General features: G+C 64.6%; 18 protein-coding genes. 11 read left to right on the top strand and 7 right to left on the bottom strand.

The annotated features are described in order from the left end of the window. Positions 1-42: 42 nt before the first annotated feature. From CLV77_RS14910 to CLV77_RS14925, 4 genes are all read right to left on the bottom strand, one after another. Positions 43-1,017 (bottom strand): dihydrodipicolinate synthase family protein, encoded by a 975-nt coding sequence (locus CLV77_RS14910; RefSeq protein WP_076980338.1) that lies wholly within the window; start codon positions 1,015-1,017, stop codon positions 43-45. Next, positions 1,014-1,493, bottom strand: coding sequence for a nuclear transport factor 2 family protein (locus tag CLV77_RS14915; protein ID WP_076980339.1), 480 nt, complete (start codon positions 1,491-1,493; stop codon positions 1,014-1,016). The genes CLV77_RS14910 and CLV77_RS14915 overlap by 4 nt, the downstream gene beginning before the upstream one ends. Beyond that, positions 1,490-2,827: a Rieske 2Fe-2S domain-containing protein gene (locus tag CLV77_RS14920; protein ID WP_076980340.1), complete on the bottom strand. Its 1,338-nt coding sequence runs from the start codon at positions 2,825-2,827 to the stop codon at positions 1,490-1,492. The genes CLV77_RS14915 and CLV77_RS14920 overlap by 4 nt, the downstream gene beginning before the upstream one ends. Before the next feature lie 101 nt (positions 2,828-2,928). Continuing rightward, positions 2,929-3,459: a MarR family winged helix-turn-helix transcriptional regulator gene (locus tag CLV77_RS14925; RefSeq protein WP_157802073.1), complete on the bottom strand. Its 531-nt coding sequence runs from the start codon at positions 3,457-3,459 to the stop codon at positions 2,929-2,931. A 147-nt stretch (positions 3,460-3,606) separates the two neighbouring features. Here CLV77_RS14925 and nirD point away from each other — a divergent pair, with 147 nt between their 5' ends. From nirD to CLV77_RS14965, 8 genes are all read left to right on the top strand, one after another. Then, a complete protein-coding gene (gene nirD, locus CLV77_RS14930) occupies positions 3,607-3,933 on the top strand; it encodes a nitrite reductase small subunit NirD (protein WP_076980341.1) in 327 nt (108 codons plus the stop codon). 74 nt (positions 3,934-4,007) lie between these two features. Next, positions 4,008-4,955, top strand: coding sequence for an ABC transporter substrate-binding protein (locus CLV77_RS14935; protein ID WP_076980342.1), 948 nt, complete (start codon positions 4,008-4,010; stop codon positions 4,953-4,955). A gap of 67 nt (positions 4,956-5,022) precedes the next feature. Beyond that, positions 5,023-5,787 (top strand): ABC transporter permease, encoded by a 765-nt coding sequence (locus tag CLV77_RS14940; protein WP_076980343.1) that lies wholly within the window; start codon positions 5,023-5,025, stop codon positions 5,785-5,787. Beyond that, positions 5,784-6,554, top strand: coding sequence for an ABC transporter ATP-binding protein (locus tag CLV77_RS14945; RefSeq protein ID WP_076980344.1), 771 nt, complete (start codon positions 5,784-5,786; stop codon positions 6,552-6,554). Before CLV77_RS14940 ends, CLV77_RS14945 begins: the two co-directional genes overlap by 4 nt. Further along, entirely contained in the window at positions 6,551-7,363 is an 813-nt protein-coding gene (locus CLV77_RS14950; protein ID WP_083707812.1) for an ABC transporter permease, read from the top strand. The genes CLV77_RS14945 and CLV77_RS14950 overlap by 4 nt, the downstream gene beginning before the upstream one ends. A gap of 32 nt (positions 7,364-7,395) precedes the next feature. Continuing rightward, positions 7,396-8,865, top strand: a complete 1,470-nt coding sequence (locus tag CLV77_RS14955) for an aldehyde dehydrogenase family protein (protein ID WP_076981147.1) — start codon at positions 7,396-7,398, stop codon at positions 8,863-8,865. A gap of 26 nt (positions 8,866-8,891) precedes the next feature. Further along, complete coding sequence (locus CLV77_RS14960; protein WP_076980346.1) at positions 8,892-9,839, top strand: VOC family protein; 948 nt, start codon at positions 8,892-8,894, stop codon at positions 9,837-9,839. After that, positions 9,839-10,726 carry an NAD-dependent epimerase/dehydratase family protein gene (locus CLV77_RS14965; protein ID WP_076980347.1) on the top strand — a complete coding sequence of 296 codons (888 nt, stop codon included), beginning with the start codon at positions 9,839-9,841 and terminating at the stop codon, positions 10,724-10,726. The genes CLV77_RS14960 and CLV77_RS14965 overlap by 1 nt, the downstream gene beginning before the upstream one ends. Positions 10,727-10,813: 87 nt before the next feature. Here the strand turns inward: CLV77_RS14965 and CLV77_RS14970 are convergent, their stop codons facing one another. From CLV77_RS14970 to CLV77_RS14980, 3 genes are all read right to left on the bottom strand, one after another. Then, positions 10,814-12,352: a tripartite tricarboxylate transporter permease gene (locus CLV77_RS14970; protein WP_076980348.1), complete on the bottom strand. Its 1,539-nt coding sequence runs from the start codon at positions 12,350-12,352 to the stop codon at positions 10,814-10,816. A 12-nt stretch (positions 12,353-12,364) separates the two neighbouring features. Beyond that, complete coding sequence (locus CLV77_RS14975; RefSeq protein WP_076980349.1) at positions 12,365-12,796, bottom strand: tripartite tricarboxylate transporter TctB family protein; 432 nt, start codon at positions 12,794-12,796, stop codon at positions 12,365-12,367. 78 nt (positions 12,797-12,874) lie between these two features. After that, positions 12,875-13,852, bottom strand: coding sequence for a Bug family tripartite tricarboxylate transporter substrate binding protein (locus tag CLV77_RS14980; protein WP_076980350.1), 978 nt, complete (start codon positions 13,850-13,852; stop codon positions 12,875-12,877). Between the two features lie 163 nt (positions 13,853-14,015). On the opposite strand from CLV77_RS14980, the gene CLV77_RS14985 reads away from it, so the two are divergent. From CLV77_RS14985 to CLV77_RS14995, 3 genes are read left to right on the top strand one after another with little or no spacing between them, the layout of a single operon-like run. Further along, positions 14,016-14,687: a response regulator transcription factor gene (locus tag CLV77_RS14985; RefSeq protein WP_076980351.1), complete on the top strand. Its 672-nt coding sequence runs from the start codon at positions 14,016-14,018 to the stop codon at positions 14,685-14,687. Then, positions 14,680-16,062, top strand: coding sequence for a sensor histidine kinase (locus tag CLV77_RS14990; protein WP_076980352.1), 1,383 nt, complete (start codon positions 14,680-14,682; stop codon positions 16,060-16,062). Before CLV77_RS14985 ends, CLV77_RS14990 begins: the two co-directional genes overlap by 8 nt. Further along, a complete protein-coding gene (locus CLV77_RS14995; RefSeq protein WP_076980353.1) occupies positions 16,059-17,108 on the top strand; it encodes an ABC transporter substrate-binding protein in 1,050 nt (349 codons plus the stop codon). Before CLV77_RS14990 ends, CLV77_RS14995 begins: the two co-directional genes overlap by 4 nt. The last annotated feature ends 35 nt before the right edge of the window (positions 17,109-17,143 follow it).

Genomic DNA, 17,143 nt, shown 5'->3' on the forward strand with positions numbered 1-17,143 from the left:
AGGATACGGCCCGCGGGCAGGGCCCTGAGAGGTGTCCAGCTTCTACGGGATGTCTATCGTCGGTGAGTGGCAGAGCGTGTGCCAGCGGGCGCCGCACTCGGCTGCCGCGCGCGCGATCTCGTCAGGGATCTCGCTGTAGGGCGGGCGCACAGGACCGCAGTTGCAATAGCCGGCGGCGTTGATCCGGGCCTTTTCAATCTGGATGTTATAAAGCGCGAAGATCTCGGGGTCGCCCATGTAAGGCTTGAGAGGCGCGTTGGCCCATTTCAGGGCCGCATCGATGCGCGCGATGGCCGACTGATCCCGGTCCTCGACCGCCTTCATGAGGGCCTTCGCCGGGCGGGGACCCATACCTGCCGCAGTGGCCCAGCATGCGGTTGTGGTGGCCGGAGATTGTTCGTGGAACTGTGTCAGGGTGGACTCGTTTGGCATGATGTGGATCCTGCCCTTGGTCGCCTTCATGAGACTGGTCAGATCACGCGGGCGCGAATATTTCGCAGCCGTCACAGTGGGCGCGCTTTCGGAGATGGCGGACCAGAATTCGTCCGGAAACTCGTAGCGGAAGGCGCGTTTGTTGGCATAGACCATGACCGCGATGTCGGGAAAGCTTCGGGAGATTTCGGTGAAGAAACCCACGGCCGTGCGCGTTGAGGCCGGTTGCCACATGGGCAGGCCGAGCAATGTGCCTTCGACACCCAGATCGGTGAGGAAGGAAAGCCGCTCCCCCACCGTGGCAGAGCCCAGCGCCGATGCTCCCATGATCACCGGGATCCGTTTGGCGACGGTTTCGACCACGCAGCCGGCAAAGGTGCGATAGTCGGTTTCGGACAGGGTGGCGCATTCGCCGGTCGTGCCAAGCGTGATGAGTCCGTCGACACCGTCGTCGATCAGCCGGTTCAACAGGCGCTCTGTCTCGGCGGTGTCCACCGTATTGCGGACAGTCATGTCTTCCGCGCCCGGAATGGCCGGCGTCGGGATGATGGCATAAAGCCCCCGGTAGTCAGCGGCCTGCATCATGTTCCCTTCCCCTTTTCCTGATCGTAATGCGTGACCCGCTGGCGATCGACCATCAGCGCGCGGCTTGCCTTTCTGGCGAAAAGCCAGCGCCCCTCCCGTTTCACCAGCTGGTCGGTGTGGCGCAGAATGCCAAGCGGCAGAACCACCGGTGCGGGGCCATCTTGGGGGGATCGCCCTTCGTGGCGATAGAGCGTGACATACTGGACCGTCTCGGCGGAATCGGGCCCGGTCAGGGTTACGCGCAGATTCGTCACGACATGCGCGGTCAGCCAGTCGCTCCGCTCGGCCATCGTCTCCCGGATGCGGTCGCGGCCGACAAGCTCGGTGCCAAGCCGCACCCAGACCCCATCGACATCAAAGAGATCGCACAAGTCGTCATAGCGCTTCTCATCAAGGTATCCGTAGAAGTTCTGCACCAGCCTTTCGCATCGCGCGATTTCCAGAAGGGCGGCGTCGTCATCGGCGGGCGCGCTCATTTGGTAAAGACCAGGGCGCCGGCCTCGTCACGGATCAGCCCTGCGCCATTCTCGGACGAGGGCAGGTTCTCCGCCCCCAGGACGATCTCTTCGGGCGACAGGAATCCCTTGAACGTGTCGGTCCGGACAACGCCGTCGGTATCCGCTTCGATCGGTTTCGGCATCCTTCCCTTCTCGATCGCGGCAAGGCCTTTGCGGAAGATGCGGCGCAACAGGGCGACCCCCGTGTCCGACGAGCCGAGGTTCTCATACTGGCGTTCGGGGATGACGCCCTGAGATTCCTGCAGGACAAGATCCTCTACCGGCGGCAGGCCCTCCCAGCCCGAGTACTTCCGGTTGTCGTATTCCTTCTTTTCGCCGATCCCGGTCGTGCCCTCCGCCAGGCCGCGCGCATTCGCATGGGCGCGGGGATAGAAGGTCGATTTGAAGTTTCCTTCGCGCAGAAGGGTGAAGCGGATGATTTCGAAGCTTTCGTCGTCGATGATCCGCAGCATGCCGCCGGATTCGCGACGATCGTCGGTGAAGTCTGGCGGCAGCCCGGCCGAGATCCCCCCGAACCGGTAGGTGTAGGGAAAGCAGATGCTCCAGGTGTTTACATACCTGCGGTCCGCGTTGTCGGTCGGATGCACGAGCACGCTTTTCATGCCGTAGCCGGTTTCGAAATTGGCGTGCTGGATGTTGCGCCACTCGGTATTCACGCTCATGTCGCAATAGGGCGCTACATCGTCCGGAACGACGCCGGGTGCCAGCATGTGCAGCACGTAAACGTGCCCCATGTCCGCAAAATTTTCCATGAAATTAAGGTAGTTGTAGTTGCGGACATCTCCGCGTTCCAGAACGACCTCACCATCCTCGCGCGAAAGGATATCAAGCTTGGGAAGGGGCGGGGGCGTCTCGCGATCCTCTCCGAAATATCCCCAGACGACGCCCGCCCAGTCCTGGACGGGGTACCAGGTCTGACGCACTTCCTTGCACATGGGGCTGTCTTCCGGCTCCAGCGGCATCTCGGTACAGGTGCCGTCGCTGTCGAACGTCCAGCCATGATAGGAGCATTTCAGCCCGTGCGGATGGATCTGGCCGTATTCCAGCGAAGCGCAACGGTGAGGGCATCGGCGCAGCAGCAGCCCCGGCTCACCCGAGGGCTTGCGGAAAGCAACCAGGTCTTCGCCCAGCATGCGGACGGGGTAGGGCAGATCCTTCAGATCCTCGGACAGGCAGACAGGGTGCCAGTAATGGCGCAGCAGCTTTCCGGCCGGGGTGTCCTTGCCGGTTCTGGGGTAGTCTGCCAAAAACTCGCCATGCTTGGTTTTCTGGGACGGTGCCTCGACGTTCATCGCGCGCTTCTCCTCCGAAAGGCTGACAGTTAAATGTAGTCCGCTATATTGCGGACGAAATTTGAACGGAGTCAAGCTGGATTCGGGGGAGGGCCTGGGGGTCACTCGTTATCGAGTGCCTGTTCGATGTTTTTGCGGATCTGAATCAGCGCGGCCTTGATTTGCGACAGAAGCTCGGGATCGATACCCTTGACCGCGGTCTCGGTGACTTGGCTGGCTATCGGGACCAGCAGCGACTTCAGCTGCCGACCTGCGCCGGTAAGGTAGACACTTGTCTTGCGCCGGTCCGTCGGATGCTGGCGCCGCACGATCAGTTTCTGGCGCTCCAGCGTGGCCATGGCGGTGGCCGTGTTTGACGTCATCATCCCGGCGCGTTTGGCCACTTCGGCCTGTGTCAGGCCGTCCTGCTCCCATAAAACGCGCAGAAAATACCACTGGCTGAGCGATACGCCATGCTGTGCGATCCGATCCTCGAGCAGCCGGGAGAAGCCTCGGTGCCCCACGCGAAGCATGTAGGCCAGGCTTTGATCGCGGGTGGAGGGAAGCGTGCCCTGATCTTCCGATTTCAGGGCGTGGTCATGCTCGGTTTCAAGCAGGTCAGGGGCAGCGTCGTTATCCCGATCGTTCGTCATGTCCACTCCTCTTCGTCCTCCAGGGTCACGTCGCGACCCTTCTCTTGCAGTATCCATACCCTATGCGAAGGCAAGGAAAAACGTTTGACTCAAATCAACCTATACGCATACTAGCCGTTATCGAACGATCTATTAAGGGGGCATCCCGTGGGTTGGCACAAGGTCATGACGGTTGGCGATCTTGCTTCGGAAGAGGCCAGAAGGGTCAGTATCCGCGGCGAGGATATCGCGGTCTTCAACCTTGAGGGCGAATTTTTTGCGACCCAGGACCGATGCCCGCATGCGCAAGCAAGCCTGTCGGAGGGAATAGTCGATGACGATTGTATCGAGTGTCCCCTCCACCAGGCGAATTTCCACATCCCGACCGGCGCCTGCCAAGGCGGGCCCGTGGATGTGGATCTGAGGGTGTATCCCTGTCGGATAGAAAACGGGGAGGTTTTCGTCGAGCTCAGGGAGGACGCGAGGGCAGGCTGACTGCACCTGGCGGCCGAGGAAACTCGGCAGGGTCCGCCGCGGCAGACCCATAAACACAACAGGGAGGACACGACATGAAATTCAAACTGGGCGGCCTGATACTGGCCGGAGCGATCAGTCTTTTGGCCCTGCCTGCCCCCGCCGAGGTGCTGAGCGTTGCCTCCACGCGGAAGGTCATCATCGACAATCTGCCGTTCTTCGTGGCCGATCACATCAAGTCCTTCGAAAAACAGGGGCTGGAGATCGAGTTGACCCATTTTCAGGGCGGCAGCGAGGTCGTCCGCGCCGTCACGGGCGGCGCCGCAAGCATCGCGATGGTCGCAACCAGCGCGGCAATCATCGCAAACGGGCGTGGCGAGAAGGTGCGCCTGATCTCAAGCTGGACGGCGCCGGGATACGGCATCGTCTACATCGTACCTACCGACTCCGAGATCAAAGAGGTCAAGGATTTCGCCGGCAAGTCGGTCGGCATCAGCCGCCCGGGTTCGGTATCCCACACGGGCCTGTTGCCGGCACTCAAGGCGGCGGGGGTCGAGGACAGCGTGACCGTGGTGCCTGTCGGCAGTCCCGGTGACAGCTGGGCCGCCGTTCGCAACGGTCGTGTGGCGGCTTCCTGGCATAGCGCGCCATATGTGCTTGATCTGGTCGACAGCGGCGAGGCCCGGATCATCTTCGACATCTCCGAGTATCTGAAGGAATATGCCCAAGGCTCGTTGGTCGCGAATGAGGCGTTCATTCAGGAAAACCCCGAAACGGTCCGCAAATTCCTGGTGGCGGTTCGCGAAGCCGCCGAGTTCATCGGGTCCAACCCCGAAGAGGCCGCAAAGATCGGCTCGGAAGCGATGGGCGTCCCGTTGGAACAGATCCAGCGCATCATCTCGGAGGCGCCAAAGGATTTCTTCAAGGTGGGACCCATCCCCACGGCCAATTTCGAAGGCTCCCTTGCCGAGGCCGTAAGCACCGGGGCCCTCAAGACCCCGCCCACGATCGAAGATGTCAGCGACTTCAGTCTGCTTGATTGATCCCGAAAGGCACATGCCTGCCCGTCACCGCTTTTGACGGGCAGGCTTCAACCCATCGGAGTCGACCATGCTTCAGTTCCGCGTGTCCCCGAACCTTCTGTCTATCCTGCTGATCCAGGCGGCCGCATTGGTGGCTGCCGCACTCGCAATGAATGCGCTTGGGGGGATCTTTCCCTTTCTGCCCGGCCCGACCCACATCGTCGAGGAAGGGGCGCAACTGCTGATCCGGCCCGAGATCCTCCAGGATTTCGGCGTGACGCTTCTCGAGGCGAGCTTCGGGCTTCTGATCGCCGCCGGTATCGGCATCTCTCTGGGGCTCGTCATCGGCAGTAGCGCGGCGCTTGTCAGTTTTGCCAACCCCTTGATCCTTGCCTTGTACTCGGTTCCCAAGATCGTCTTCCTGCCCATCCTGATGCTCATTTTCGGAACCGGAATGGGCCCAAAGATCGCCAATGCCGCCGTGCATGCCGCGTTTCCCATTCTGCTGAACACGCTGGTGGCGACACGCGATACGACCGTCCGGCATGAAAAGCTGGGCCAATCCTTGTGCATGACGCGGCTGCAGTTCGCGACCAAGATCCTGCTTCCGGGGATCGTGCCACCCGTCTTCGGCGCGATACGTCTGGGGGTCGGGCTGTCGTTCATGGGCGCCCTCTTGGCCGAGCTGTTTCAATCAGAAGCAGGTGTCGGTCACCTCGTTCACGATCTTTACAATTCGGGCAACATCGCAGGGATGCTCGCCATCATCCTGGCGGTCCTGGTCATCATCGTCTCGCTGAACGGAATTATGGCGGCGGTCGAAAACCGGTTCAGCCGGTGGAGGGAAATATGAGCGTCAGTGTATCCATCGAGAATGTATCGAAGACCTTCGGTGTTCCGGGCACGGAATTCGTGGCGATCAAACAGGCCGACGCTCAGATCCAGCCGGGGGAGTTCGTGTCCATCCTCGGCCCCTCGGGATGTGGGAAAAGCACCCTTCTGGACATGGTCGCGGGCCTCGCCACGCCGTCGCGCGGCACCGTGTCGATCCACGGGCAGCCTGTCACCGGACCCGACGAGCGGATGGCCATGGTGTTTCAGCAGATGTCTTTGCTGCCGTGGCGCACCATCCAGGCCAACGTCGAATTCGGGCTGGAAGTCCGTGGCGTGGGAGAGGCGCAGCGGCGTCGGACGGCACGCGAGATGATCGACCTCGTGGGCTTGAACGGGTTCGAGGAGAAATATCCCTCCCAGCTGTCGGGCGGAATGAACCAGCGTGTCGCGATCGCGCGTGCCCTTGCGCTGGATCCGGAAATTCTGCTGATGGACGAACCCTTCGGCGCGCTTGATGAACAGACGCGCCGGATCATGGGCATCGAGCTTCTGCGGATCTGGGACAAGAGCGGCAAGACGATCGTCTTCGTGACCCATTCGATCAGCGAGGCGATCCAGCTTTCCGACCGGATACTCCTCATGTCGTCGCGGCCGTCGACCATCCGCGAGATCATCGACGTTCCCCTGGCCCGCCCCCGCTCCATTGAGGATCTGTCTTCGGAAACCGCCCGCGATATCGAGTTGCGCGTCTGGAAGGTGCTGCTGGAAGAAACGGGGGCGAAATGAGCAAGCCGACAATGGCGACCACCGGCAGCCTTCTTGCAGGTCACCGCGCCTTTCCTCGCAACTCCAAGCGTTCGCAGAAATTGGGCCAGCTCATCTTCGTGGTCGGCTTTTTCCTGATACTCGAATTGCTGGTGCGATCCGGCATCCTCAACAGGCTGATCATCGCCGAACCCAGCCGCGTGCTTCTGCGTCTCTGGCAGGATCTGTTCACCCAGGAACTCTGGACAGCCTTTCTGGTCACGTTCTGGGAAGTCGGCGTCGCGCTGGTCATGAGCCTGCTGGTGGGTCTGGTCGGAGGGGGGCTGCTTTATCATTACAGCACGGTGCGCAAGGCGCTTCAGCCCGTTCTGGTGGGCTTCTATTCCGCGCCTGCCATTCTGCTTTACCCCGTGTTCATGACTCTGTTGGGCCCCAACAGCCTGATGATCATCACCATGGCGACGATCATGGGCGCCGTGCCGATCAGCGTGAACCTGGCAATCGGCTTCGGCGGCATCGATCCGATCCTTCTCAAGCTTGGCCGCAGCCTGAACCTCAGAGGGCCTCGCTTGATGGGCAAGATCCTCATTCCGGCCGCGACCCCGGTTCTGTTCGCGGGGTTCCGCATGGGCCTGACCTTCGCCCTCATCGCCGTGATCGGCCTGGAGTTTCTGACCTACTCGGGCGGTCTCGGACGCCTGATCTCGTGGCGATATTCAATCTTCGACAGCGAAGGCGTTTACGCCGCCATCGCCATCGTCTGCTGCCTGGCCATGGCAGTGAACTACGCGCTCGGAGTGATGGAACGCAGGATCGTCAACCGGTTCTGATGAACCCCACCATAGACCTGGAGAGCCCTTCAATGCTCAAGAAGCAGAACTATCCCGTCAGCACCAAAATGCTGATCGACGGCGAACTTGTCGCCAGCGAGTCGGGGGCCGAGCTGGTCTCGACCGACCCGGCGGACGAAAGCGAGCTGGGCCGGGTACCCGCAGCGACAGCGGCCGATGTGAACCGCGCCGTTGCAGCCGCCGAACGGGCCCAGCCCGAATGGGCAAGGATCGGCCCCGTCGCACGGGGTGCCTATCTGCGCAAGCTGGCCGCCGCCCTGCGCGAACGCGCGGACGAGGTTTTGGAACTGGAAGTGCGCGACACAGGCAACACCATCACCAAGATGGCGGCGGATGTCGGGCAGGCCGCTGATACCATGGATTATTTCGCGGGTCTGGCGACCGAGCTGAAGGGCGAGACGATCCCCGCCAGCTCCGAGCATCTGCATCTGACACTGCGCGAGCCCTATGGTGTCGTCGGGCGCATCGTGCCGTTCAATCATCCGATCAAGTTCGCCGCACACGCCATTTCGGCGCCTCTCATCGCCGGCAACACCGTCGTGGTCAAGCCGCCCGAGCAAAGCCCGCTGTCGGCCGCACTCTTGGGGGAGCTGTGCCGCGACATCCTACCCGCGGGCTGCGTGAATATTCTGACCGGGAACGGCATGCCCACGGGCGATGCGATCGTGCGCCATCCATCCATCAAGCGGATTGCCTTCACCGGTTCGGTCCCGACGGGCCGCGCGATCCAGATGGCGGCGGCGGAATCGGGGGTCAAGAACGTGACCCTTGAACTGGGTGGCAAGAACCCCCTCATCGCCTTTCCCGACATGGACCCGGCCAAGATCGCCGAGGTGGGCCTCGCCGGCATGAACTTCTCGTGGCAGGGGCAATCCTGCGGATCGACCAGCCGGCTGCTTCTGCATGAAGATATTCACGACGAGGTGGTGGAACGCCTGCTGGAGGCAGTCGCACGGATACGCGTGGGACATCCGCTGGATCCCGCCTCGCAGATGGGGCCGCTCAATTCCCGGCGCCACTACGAGCGGGTGCAGTCGATGATCGCCAAGGGCAACGAAGAGGGCGCGCGCCTGCGCTTCGGCGGGCAACGTCCCCCCGGCAAGGAGTTTGAGCGGGGATACTGGCTGCAACCTACCGTTTTCTCGGATGTCGAGGCGGGCATGACCCTGGCCCGCGAAGAGATCTTCGGGCCGGTCCTGTCCATTTTCAAATGGCGGACTGAAGAAGAGGCCTTCGACCTTGCCAACAGTACGGAATACGGGCTTACGGCGTCGATCTGGACCAATGACATCAAGACCGCGATGCGCGCCGTCCGGCGTGTCAAATCCGGCTACATCTGGGTCAACGGCGCTTCGGGCCATTTCTACGGCACGCCCTTCGGCGGCATGAAGTCCAGCGGCATCGGCCGCGAGGAGGGCCTGGGCGAATTGCTGAGCTACACCGAGACCAAGACCGTGCATTTCATGGGCGCGTTTGCCTGAGGCCGCTGTAGACGAAGGAGGATGCAATGCAGAACCCCCAAGTATCGTCGATCCGGCACGTCGAACTGGCGGTGCCGGATCTGAAGGCCGCCACCGATTTCTATTCCGTGGTCTGGGGGCTTCGACCCGTTGCCTCCGATGCGCCCGGGCAGCTGTTGCGTGCGGCGGGGGGAGAGCACCATATCCTGCGCCTGGTCGAAGGGCCGACGGCACAGCTGCGCGGCGCAGGTTTTGCCGCGCCCGATGCGGCAACGGTTCATGCGCTGCACGCCCGGGCCGCTTCGTTTGGCGTCAAGATCCGTTCGGCCCCGCATCAGCTACCTGCCGGGCTGGGCGGTGGTTTCGGCTTCGTGCTGGAAACCCCCGATGGTCTGCCGCTGACCATCTCGTCCGACATGCAACCGGTCGCGGGAAACCTCGAGCTTTCGGGGGTTCCCCACAAGCTGGCGCATGTCGTGATCAACAGCGCGGACGTGGACAGCCAGTTCTCGTTCTTCTGCGACACGCTGGGGTTCAAGCTCAGCGACAGCAATGGCCGGCTTGAGTTCATTCGCTGCAATGCCGATCATCATTCCGTGGCGCTTGCGCGTGCGACGGGCATGTCTCTGAACCACATGGCGTTCGAGCTTCCGGATATCGAGAACCTCATGCAGGCGTCCGGAAGGGTGAAGCTGCGCGGGCACGAGTTGGACTGGGGCGTGGGACGCCACGGGCCCGGCAACAATGTGTTTTCCTATTTCGTGGATCCAATGGGCTTCGTGGCGGAGTTCACGACCGAAGTGCAGCAGATCGACGAGGCGTCCCACGTGCCGCAGGACGCCGAATACTGGAGCACGGCCGTGATCCGTCCCTGCCGCTGGGGGATGGCCATGTCGCCCTCGCCACGCGCCCGCAAGGCCATGGCAGGGGATTACCAGAACCAGCTCCTGACCCAGGCAAGTTGCGACGAGCTGATCGCCAGGAAGCTTTCGTGATGGATACCTCCAGCCCGCGCAGGATCGTCGTCACCGGAAGCAATGGCCAATTGGGACGGCAGGTGGTCCAGACGCTGGTAAATCAGGGCCACGATGTCCTGGGTCTTGACCGGACCGCGCCCCCGACAGCCACTCACAGGTCCTGGGTGGCCGACATCACCCAGCCCGGCGTCATCTATCAGGCATTGGACGGGGCCGATGCGGTCGTGCATCTGGCCGCGTGGATTGCCCCCGACCGGACGGACGACGTGACGACCTATACCGACAATGTCGCGATGACCTACGCGGTGTTGCACGCGGCCCGGGCTTGCGGGCTGCGCCGCGCGGTTCTGGCATCCAGTATCGCGGCCTACGGTTTTCTTTATCATCCGGCCCCCGTCGCCCCTCAGGTTCTTCCCGTGGCCGAGGATCATCCACTGGCCCCTGTCGATCCCTACGGGTTATCCAAGGTGGCCGGCGAACAGCTGGGCGAGGCCTTTGCGCGGGACGCCCTTTCGGCGATCAGCCTGCGCCTGCCCGGCATCAATTACGATCCCGCCTTCGTTCGGATCAAATCCCTGATGTCCGACCCCGGCTTCCGCAAGCCCGGATTCTGGAGCTATGTGGACGTGCGCGATGCCGTGACGGCAGTCTGCCTCGCACTGGACGCCGATCTCGAGGGGCACCGCGCCTACAATATCGCAGCCCCCACATCGAACATGCGCGAACCGACAGCCGCCCTTGCCGCCCGCTACTTTCCGGACGTTCCGATCAGGGCCGACAGCGACACGGAACGCTGGAGCGGAATAGATTCAGGCCGGGCCAGGCGCGAACTGGGGTTCACAGCCACCCATGTCTGGGAAAGCGTTCCTGAAGGCGCGGAAAGTGGGGGGCGAAAAATCGGCTAGGCCGGCGGGAACGGCTGGCCCGAGAGTGTCCGGGAAGCATCCGGGCGTTGGGGGGCAGGTGCCCCCCAACTCCGTTTTGCGCCGAGCTTAGTCGCTCAACGCGCCTTCCTCGTCGCGGCGGGCGTGCATGCCGGCCTTGACCTTCCGGCCGATGATCAGCGGCAGGATGAAGCCGATCAGCGCGATGCTCCAAAGCCCGATCGACAGGGGGCTGTCGATCAGCGTGGTCCAGTCGCCGTTGTCGATGGTCACCGCCCGGCGCAGGTTGTTCTCCATCGCGTTGCCCAGAAGCGTGCCCAGGATGATCGGCACCAGCGGCACGTCCAGCTTGCGCAGCACCCAGCCCATCACCCCGAAGCCGATCATCACCAGCAGGTCGAAGGTCGACCCCGAGATGCCGTAGATGCCCACGAAGCTGACCATCGCCACGATCGGCATCAGGATGCGCGAGGGCACCATAAGCACCCGGGTGAAGAGACCCACCATGGGAATGTTCATCGCAAGCAGCATGAAGTTCGCGATGAAAAGCGCGGCGATCAGGCCCCAGACCACATCGGGGTTCTGGGTGAACAACAGCGGCCCCGGCGTGATGTTCAGCGCCAGCAGCACCGCCAGCAATACGGCCGTGGTGCCCGATCCGGGCACGCCCAGCGCCAGCATCGGCACCAGCGCGCCACCGGCGGCGGCGTTGTTGCCGGCCTCGGGGGCGGCGACACCGCGCGGATCGCCGGTGCCGAACGTGCCCTCTTTGTCGACCAGGCGCTTTTCCATCGAGTAGGAGATGAAAGAGCCCAGCGAGGCCCCGGCACCGGGCAGAACGCCGGCCAGGAAGCCCAGGAACGAGGTGCGCAGCATCGTCGGCACACAGGCCTTCAGCATCGACAGCGGCGGGTAGAGGCGGCCGATCTTGACCTTGCCCGCGTCGGCCTCGGCGCCGCCGTGACGGTTCTCAAGGAAGATGAACACCTCGGACAGGGCGAAAAGGCCGACGATCGCCACCAGGAAATCCAGCCCGTCGTAAAGGTGGACCTCACCATAGGTGAAGCGCGGCACGCCGGTCTGGGTGTCGACGCCGACGGTCGCCAGCCCAAGGCCCAGGGCCGCGGCAAAGGCCGATTTCGCCTGGTTGGTCGACGAGACGCCGCCCAAAGTCATGAAGGCCAGGGCGAACAGGGCGAAATACTCGGCGGGGCCGAAAAGCAGTGCGATCTTGACCAGCTGGGGCGCCAGCAGGATCAGGCCCCAGGTCGCCAGAAACGCACCCACGAACGAGGCGACGCCCGAGAGCGACAGCGCCTCGCCGGCCATGCCCTTCAAGGCCATCGGGTGCCCGTCGAGGCAGGTCATCATCGCAGGCTCGTCGCCCGGGATGTTCAGCAGGATCGACGAGATCCGCCCCCCGTACATGGCCCCGTAATAGACCGAGGTCAGAAGGATCAGCGAAGGCGTCGCCCCCAGGCCCAGGGTGAAGGCCAGCGGGATCAGGATGGCCACGCCGTTCGACGGACCCAGGCCCGGCAGCGCCCCCATCACCGTGCCCAGGAAACAGCCCAGCAGCGCCAGCAGCAGGTTCTGCCAGGTCAGGGCGATGGCGAAGCCGTCGGCAAGGTTTGCGAAGGTTTCCATGGCGCGCGCTCCTCAGAAGCCAAGCGGTCCGCGGGCAAGCGACAGCCCCAGGACCAGGTGGAAGATGACGTAGATGCCAAGCGAGGTGCCGATGCCGACCAGCACCGCCTCGATGGGGCCGGAACCCAGGCGCCAGGCCAGGTAGGCGGCGGCGAAGGCGGTCGCGATGACAAAGCCCGCGATGGGCAGGAACTCGGCGTAAAGGATCATGACGACGACGGCGGCGCCGATCTCGACCAGGCGGGCGAGGGCGGGCCAGGCGGGTTCGGCATCGGGGCGCAGGGCGATCGTGGCGCTGGACAGGCCAAGGATCGCGGCAATGATCAGGGGGAAGGCCTTGGGGCCGACGGCATCCGACAGGAAGCTTTCCTCGATCGCCAGGGCGGAGAGGGCAAAGCCGATGGCAAGCAGGATACCGACGATCCCGAAGATGCGATCGCTCATGGCGGATCTCCTCTGTCGGGGGACGAAAAGGGGTCGGGCGCCGCCTTTGCCGCGGCGCCCGACCGGATCAGTGCGGGATCACTTAATGATCCCGATTTCCTTCGAGATCGTCTGGATCTGTGCCACCGACTTCGAGACGAACTCCTCGAAAGCGTCGCCCTGCAGGTCCAGCGGGGCGAGACCGTTGGCGGCCATCACGTCCTTCCACTCGTCCGAGGCGTAAAGCTCGCCGATCTTGCCGACCCAGGCGTCATAGGCCTCGTCGGACATGCCGCCGGGTGCGTAGAAACCGCGCCAGTTGGCGCCCACGGCCTCGACCCCCTGCTCGATGGCGGTGGGGAAATCGGCGAACTCGCCGGGCAGGCGCTCGGGCGCGAGGATCGCGATGACGCGGATGTCGCCCGAATCCACGAAGCCCTTGGCCTCCGAGATGTCGCCGGTGAAGCCCTGGACCGACCCGGCCAGAAGCTGGGTCACGGCCTCGCCGCCGCCGTCGAAGGCGATGTACTTGACCGAGCGCACGTCATCGATGCCGTAGGCGTTGGCGGCGATCAGCACCTTCAGGTGGTCCCAGCCGCCCACGGCCGAGCCGCCGGCGATCGAGATCGAGGTGGGATCGGATTTGATCTGGTCCAGAAGCTGCGGCAGCGTCTCGATCTCGCTGTCGGCGGCAACGGCGATGACACCGTAATCGGCGCCGATCGAGGCCAGCCAGCGGACCTGGTCCATGGTGTTGCCGGGATAGGCGCCCTGGGCAAGGCGCGTAGCCGTCGCCGCCGAGGCCGCGACGATCAGGTCATTGTCGTCGCCGCGCTTGTTGACGACCTCGGCGAAGGCCACGCCGCCACCGCCGCCGGCCAAGTTGACGACCTGCATGGTGCTGTCGATCAGCCCCAGGTCCTGAAGCGACTTGCCGACCTGGCGGCAGGTGAAGTCCCAGCCGCCGCCCGGGTTGGCGGGGGCGATGCATTCGGGGTTTTCCTGCGCCGACGCGGCAGCGGCGGACAGGGCGATGAGGACGGCGGCAAGCGCGCCGCGGGGTGCGGAAAGTTTCATGGGTTCTCCTCCAATGTCAGGGCCGGCACGCTCCCCCGCGCCGGTCCGGTTCCCGCGTGATGCGGGCCATCCGGCCCCTTTCCCGCGGGTTGCGAATATGTAACCGTTGTTCCTGTCACGAACCTGTCAGCCATCCGGCGGGCCACGAGCGGGAGCACGCGCCATGCGCATCTTGATGGTCGAGGATGCCGAGGATCTGGCCGAGGGGGTCATCACCCACCTGGCACGCGGCGGCATGGTCTGCGACCTGGCTCCCAGTCTTGAGGACGCCCGGGACTGCCGCGCCGTGCAGCGCTATGACGCCATCATCCTGGACATCAACCTGCCCGACGGCTCGGGCCTGGCGCTCTTGCGCGAGATGCGGGCGGGGGCCGATCGGACGCCGGTGCTGATGCTGACCGCGCTGGGATCGGTGGACGACCGGGTCGCGGCACTGGATCAGGGCGCCGACGACTATCTGGGCAAGCCCTTCGATCAGCGCGAGCTGGAAGCGCGTCTGCGCGCCCTTGTCCGGCGGGAAGCCGATCACAAGCAGGAGCGGATCACCCTCGGCTCTCTGACCTATGCGCCCAAGGACCGGAGCGTCACCCTGGCCGGCCGCCGGCTGGAGCTGACCCGGCGCGAAGCCGCCCTGCTGGACATGCTGGTCCGCCACCGGGGGCAATACCTGTCCAAGGCACGGCTTTACGATTCCCTATACGGGTTCGAGCAGGCCGACGTGGGCGTCAACGCGATCGAGCTTTACATTGCGCGCCTGCGCAAGAAATTCGTCGGCAGCGACATCGCCATCGATACCCAGCGCGGCATCGGCTACCGGATCGATCTGGATGGTTAGGCCCCGCAGCCTGACGGGGCGGGTCCTGGGCGCGGTGCTGGCAATCCTTCTTCTGGGCGGGCTGCTGGTGGCCGGGTCGACCTGGTGGAACGGGCGGCAGGCGGCGCGGCAGGCCTACGACCGCATCCTGCTGGGTGCTGCCAGCGACATTGCCGAGTCGATCCGCATCCAGAACGGCGCGCCGCTGGTCGACCTGCCGGTCTCGGCGTTCGAGCTGCTGGCCCAGGCGCCCCAGGACAGGGTTCATTACACCGTCACCGGCCCGGGCGGCAGCCTGATCACCGGTCTCGATGGGGCCGGACCGGTCGCGCCGCCGTCCCGTGGCGGTGCCTCCCCGCGCTTTTTCGATGCGCGGATGGACGGCGAGGCGGCACGCTTCGTTCGCGTCACCCGCCGGTTCGTCGAGCGCGACTTCTCGGGACCGGTCGACGTGACCGTGGGCCAGACCCTGCGGGCGCGCCAGGCGATGACGGCAGAGCTGATGCTTGATGCGCTCCTGCCGATGGCCGTGGCGGGGCTGGCGCTGATGGTCATCGCCTGGATCGTCATCCGCTCGGCGCTGCATCCGCTCAAGGCGCTCAGCCGAGACCTGGCCCGGCGCGATCCCAACGACCTGACGCCCATCGCGACCGACCGTCTGCCGCGTGAACTTCAGCTGATGCTGGGGGCGATGAACCGTTTCATGGGCCGGCTCGACGGGCAGGTCGAGACCATGCGCAACCTGATCTCGGACACCGCCCATCAGCTTCGCACCCCCGTCGCCGCGATCCGGGTCCAGGCCGAGATCGCCGCCACCGAGGCCGAGGGCGCCACGCGGGGCCGCGCGCTGGATCGGCTGCTCGGGCGGACCCGCTCGCTGGGCCAATTGCTGGACCAGCTTCTCAGCCGGGCACTGGTGATCCACCGGACCGACAGCGCCCAGCGGGTGGCGGTGGACCTGCGCGAGGTCGCGCTGGAGATCGTCGAGCGTGATGACCATGCCCTGATCGCCCCGGGCGTCGAAATCCGGCTGCTGATCGGGGAGGAGCCGGTGATCGTGCGCGCCGACGCCTTCTCGCTGGGCGAGGCTGCGCGCAACCTGCTGGGCAATGCCATCCGCCACGGCCTCCCTCCGGTTTCCATCGGCACGGAACGGCGCGGCGACCGGGCGATCCTGTGGGTCCAGGACGCGGGCCCGGGGCCGGCTCCGGCAGTGACCGCCCGGCTGGGCGAAAGGTTCAACCGCAACGCCGGGTCGCGCGAAAGCAGCGCGGGGCTGGGCCTGTCGATCGTGCGCTCGGTCGCCGCGGCCTTCGACGGCGCGGTCGAGATGACGCCGCTGGAGGGTGGGTTTCGCGCGGCCCTGGTCCTGCCCCTGGCGGAGGAGGGGAAATGAGGGCGTTTGTATTCGCGCTGATGCTTGTCCTGCCGGGGCTGACGGTGCTGCCCGCCGCGTCGCGCGCCCAGGAGGCCGTGGCCCGGTTCGGCGAGGGGGACACGCCCCTTCTGCTCCGCTCGACCACCGACATCGCGATCATCCGCCCCGTCATCGAGCGCTTCGCACAGCTGCGCCCCGAACTGGGGATCACCTACGAGCAATGGGGGTCCAACGCGCTTTATGCCCGCAGCCGGGCCGATTGCCGGGAAGGGGGCACCTCGGCCGACGCGGTCTTTTCCTCGGCGGTGCAGCAGATGGTGGCGCTGGTGAATGCCGCCTGCGCCCATTCCCACCAATCGCCCGCGACCCAGGCCCTGCCGGAAAGCCGCCGCTGGCGCGACGAGCTGTGGGGCGTGACCACCGAACCTGCGGTCATCGTCTACAACCGACGCGCGCTGGCGGGTGGGGCGGTGCCACGCAGCCGCTTTGCCCTGCTGGACGCGATTCGTGCCCGGCCCGAGCGTTTCCGGGGGCGCATCGCCACCTACGACATCGCGGCCTCGGGGCTGGGGTATCTTTTTGCCTATAGCGACAGCCTTGAGGCCACGACCTTTGGCGCCCTGATGGAAAGTTTCGCCCGGGTCGATGCGGTCGCGACATGCTGCTCGGCCGAGATCATCGAGGGTGTGGCGCAAGGGCGTTTCGTGGTGGCCTACAACGTGCTGGGTTCCTACGTGGCCAATGCCGCGCGGCCCGAGGTGGGGGTGATCCTGCCCGAGGATTATACCCTGATCCTGTCGCGCAGTTACATGATCCCCCGGGGTGCCCGCCAGAAGGCTTACGCAGCGGAATTGTTGGATTTTTTGCTCTCGGCCGAGGCGCAGGCCTTGCTGTCGGAGGCGGGTTTGATAACATCTACGGACGCGGCGGAGACCGCGCTTGCACCCAGCGTGCGGCGTTTCATTCCGCTGTCACCGGCCCTGCTGGTCGCGCTTGACCGAAACCGGCGCGCGATCCTTCTGAAGTTCTGGGCCGAAACATTTCGAGAGCCATCGGTGCCCTGATCCGTGCTTGTTCGCGGCGCAGGGGCGCGGCGGCA

This window comes from Brevirhabdus pacifica (genome assembly GCF_002797755.1).
Classification (GTDB): domain Bacteria; phylum Pseudomonadota; class Alphaproteobacteria; order Rhodobacterales; family Rhodobacteraceae; genus Brevirhabdus; species Brevirhabdus pacifica.

Excerpts from the sequence above, each read along its gene's own strand:
- CLV77_RS14975 (WP_076980349.1), bottom strand. The coding sequence starts at position 12,796 with ATGAGCGATCGCATCTTCGGGATCGTCGGTATCCTGCTTGCCATCGGC.
- CLV77_RS14960 (WP_076980346.1), top strand. The coding sequence starts at position 8,892 with ATGCAGAACCCCCAAGTATCGTCGATCCGGCACGTCGAACTGGCGGTG.
- CLV77_RS14945 (WP_076980344.1), top strand. The coding sequence starts at position 5,784 with ATGAGCGTCAGTGTATCCATCGAGAATGTATCGAAGACCTTCGGTGTT.
- CLV77_RS14940 (WP_076980343.1), top strand. The coding sequence starts at position 5,023 with ATGCTTCAGTTCCGCGTGTCCCCGAACCTTCTGTCTATCCTGCTGATC.
- CLV77_RS14970 (WP_076980348.1), bottom strand. The coding sequence starts at position 12,352 with ATGGAAACCTTCGCAAACCTTGCCGACGGCTTCGCCATCGCCCTGACC.
- CLV77_RS14995 (WP_076980353.1), top strand. The coding sequence starts at position 16,059 with ATGAGGGCGTTTGTATTCGCGCTGATGCTTGTCCTGCCGGGGCTGACG.
- CLV77_RS14920 (WP_076980340.1), bottom strand. The coding sequence starts at position 2,827 with ATGAACGTCGAGGCACCGTCCCAGAAAACCAAGCATGGCGAGTTTTTG.
- CLV77_RS14985 (WP_076980351.1), top strand. The coding sequence starts at position 14,016 with ATGCGCATCTTGATGGTCGAGGATGCCGAGGATCTGGCCGAGGGGGTC.
- CLV77_RS14925 (WP_157802073.1), bottom strand. The coding sequence starts at position 3,459 with ATGACGAACGATCGGGATAACGACGCTGCCCCTGACCTGCTTGAAACC.
- CLV77_RS14950 (WP_083707812.1), top strand. The coding sequence starts at position 6,551 with ATGAGCAAGCCGACAATGGCGACCACCGGCAGCCTTCTTGCAGGTCAC.
- CLV77_RS14965 (WP_076980347.1), top strand. The coding sequence starts at position 9,839 with ATGGATACCTCCAGCCCGCGCAGGATCGTCGTCACCGGAAGCAATGGC.
- CLV77_RS14910 (WP_076980338.1), bottom strand. The coding sequence starts at position 1,017 with ATGATGCAGGCCGCTGACTACCGGGGGCTTTATGCCATCATCCCGACG.
- CLV77_RS14955 (WP_076981147.1), top strand. The coding sequence starts at position 7,396 with ATGCTCAAGAAGCAGAACTATCCCGTCAGCACCAAAATGCTGATCGAC.
- CLV77_RS14935 (WP_076980342.1), top strand. The coding sequence starts at position 4,008 with ATGAAATTCAAACTGGGCGGCCTGATACTGGCCGGAGCGATCAGTCTT.
- CLV77_RS14980 (WP_076980350.1), bottom strand. The coding sequence starts at position 13,852 with ATGAAACTTTCCGCACCCCGCGGCGCGCTTGCCGCCGTCCTCATCGCC.
- CLV77_RS14990 (WP_076980352.1), top strand. The coding sequence starts at position 14,680 with ATGGTTAGGCCCCGCAGCCTGACGGGGCGGGTCCTGGGCGCGGTGCTG.
- CLV77_RS14915 (WP_076980339.1), bottom strand. The coding sequence starts at position 1,493 with ATGAGCGCGCCCGCCGATGACGACGCCGCCCTTCTGGAAATCGCGCGA.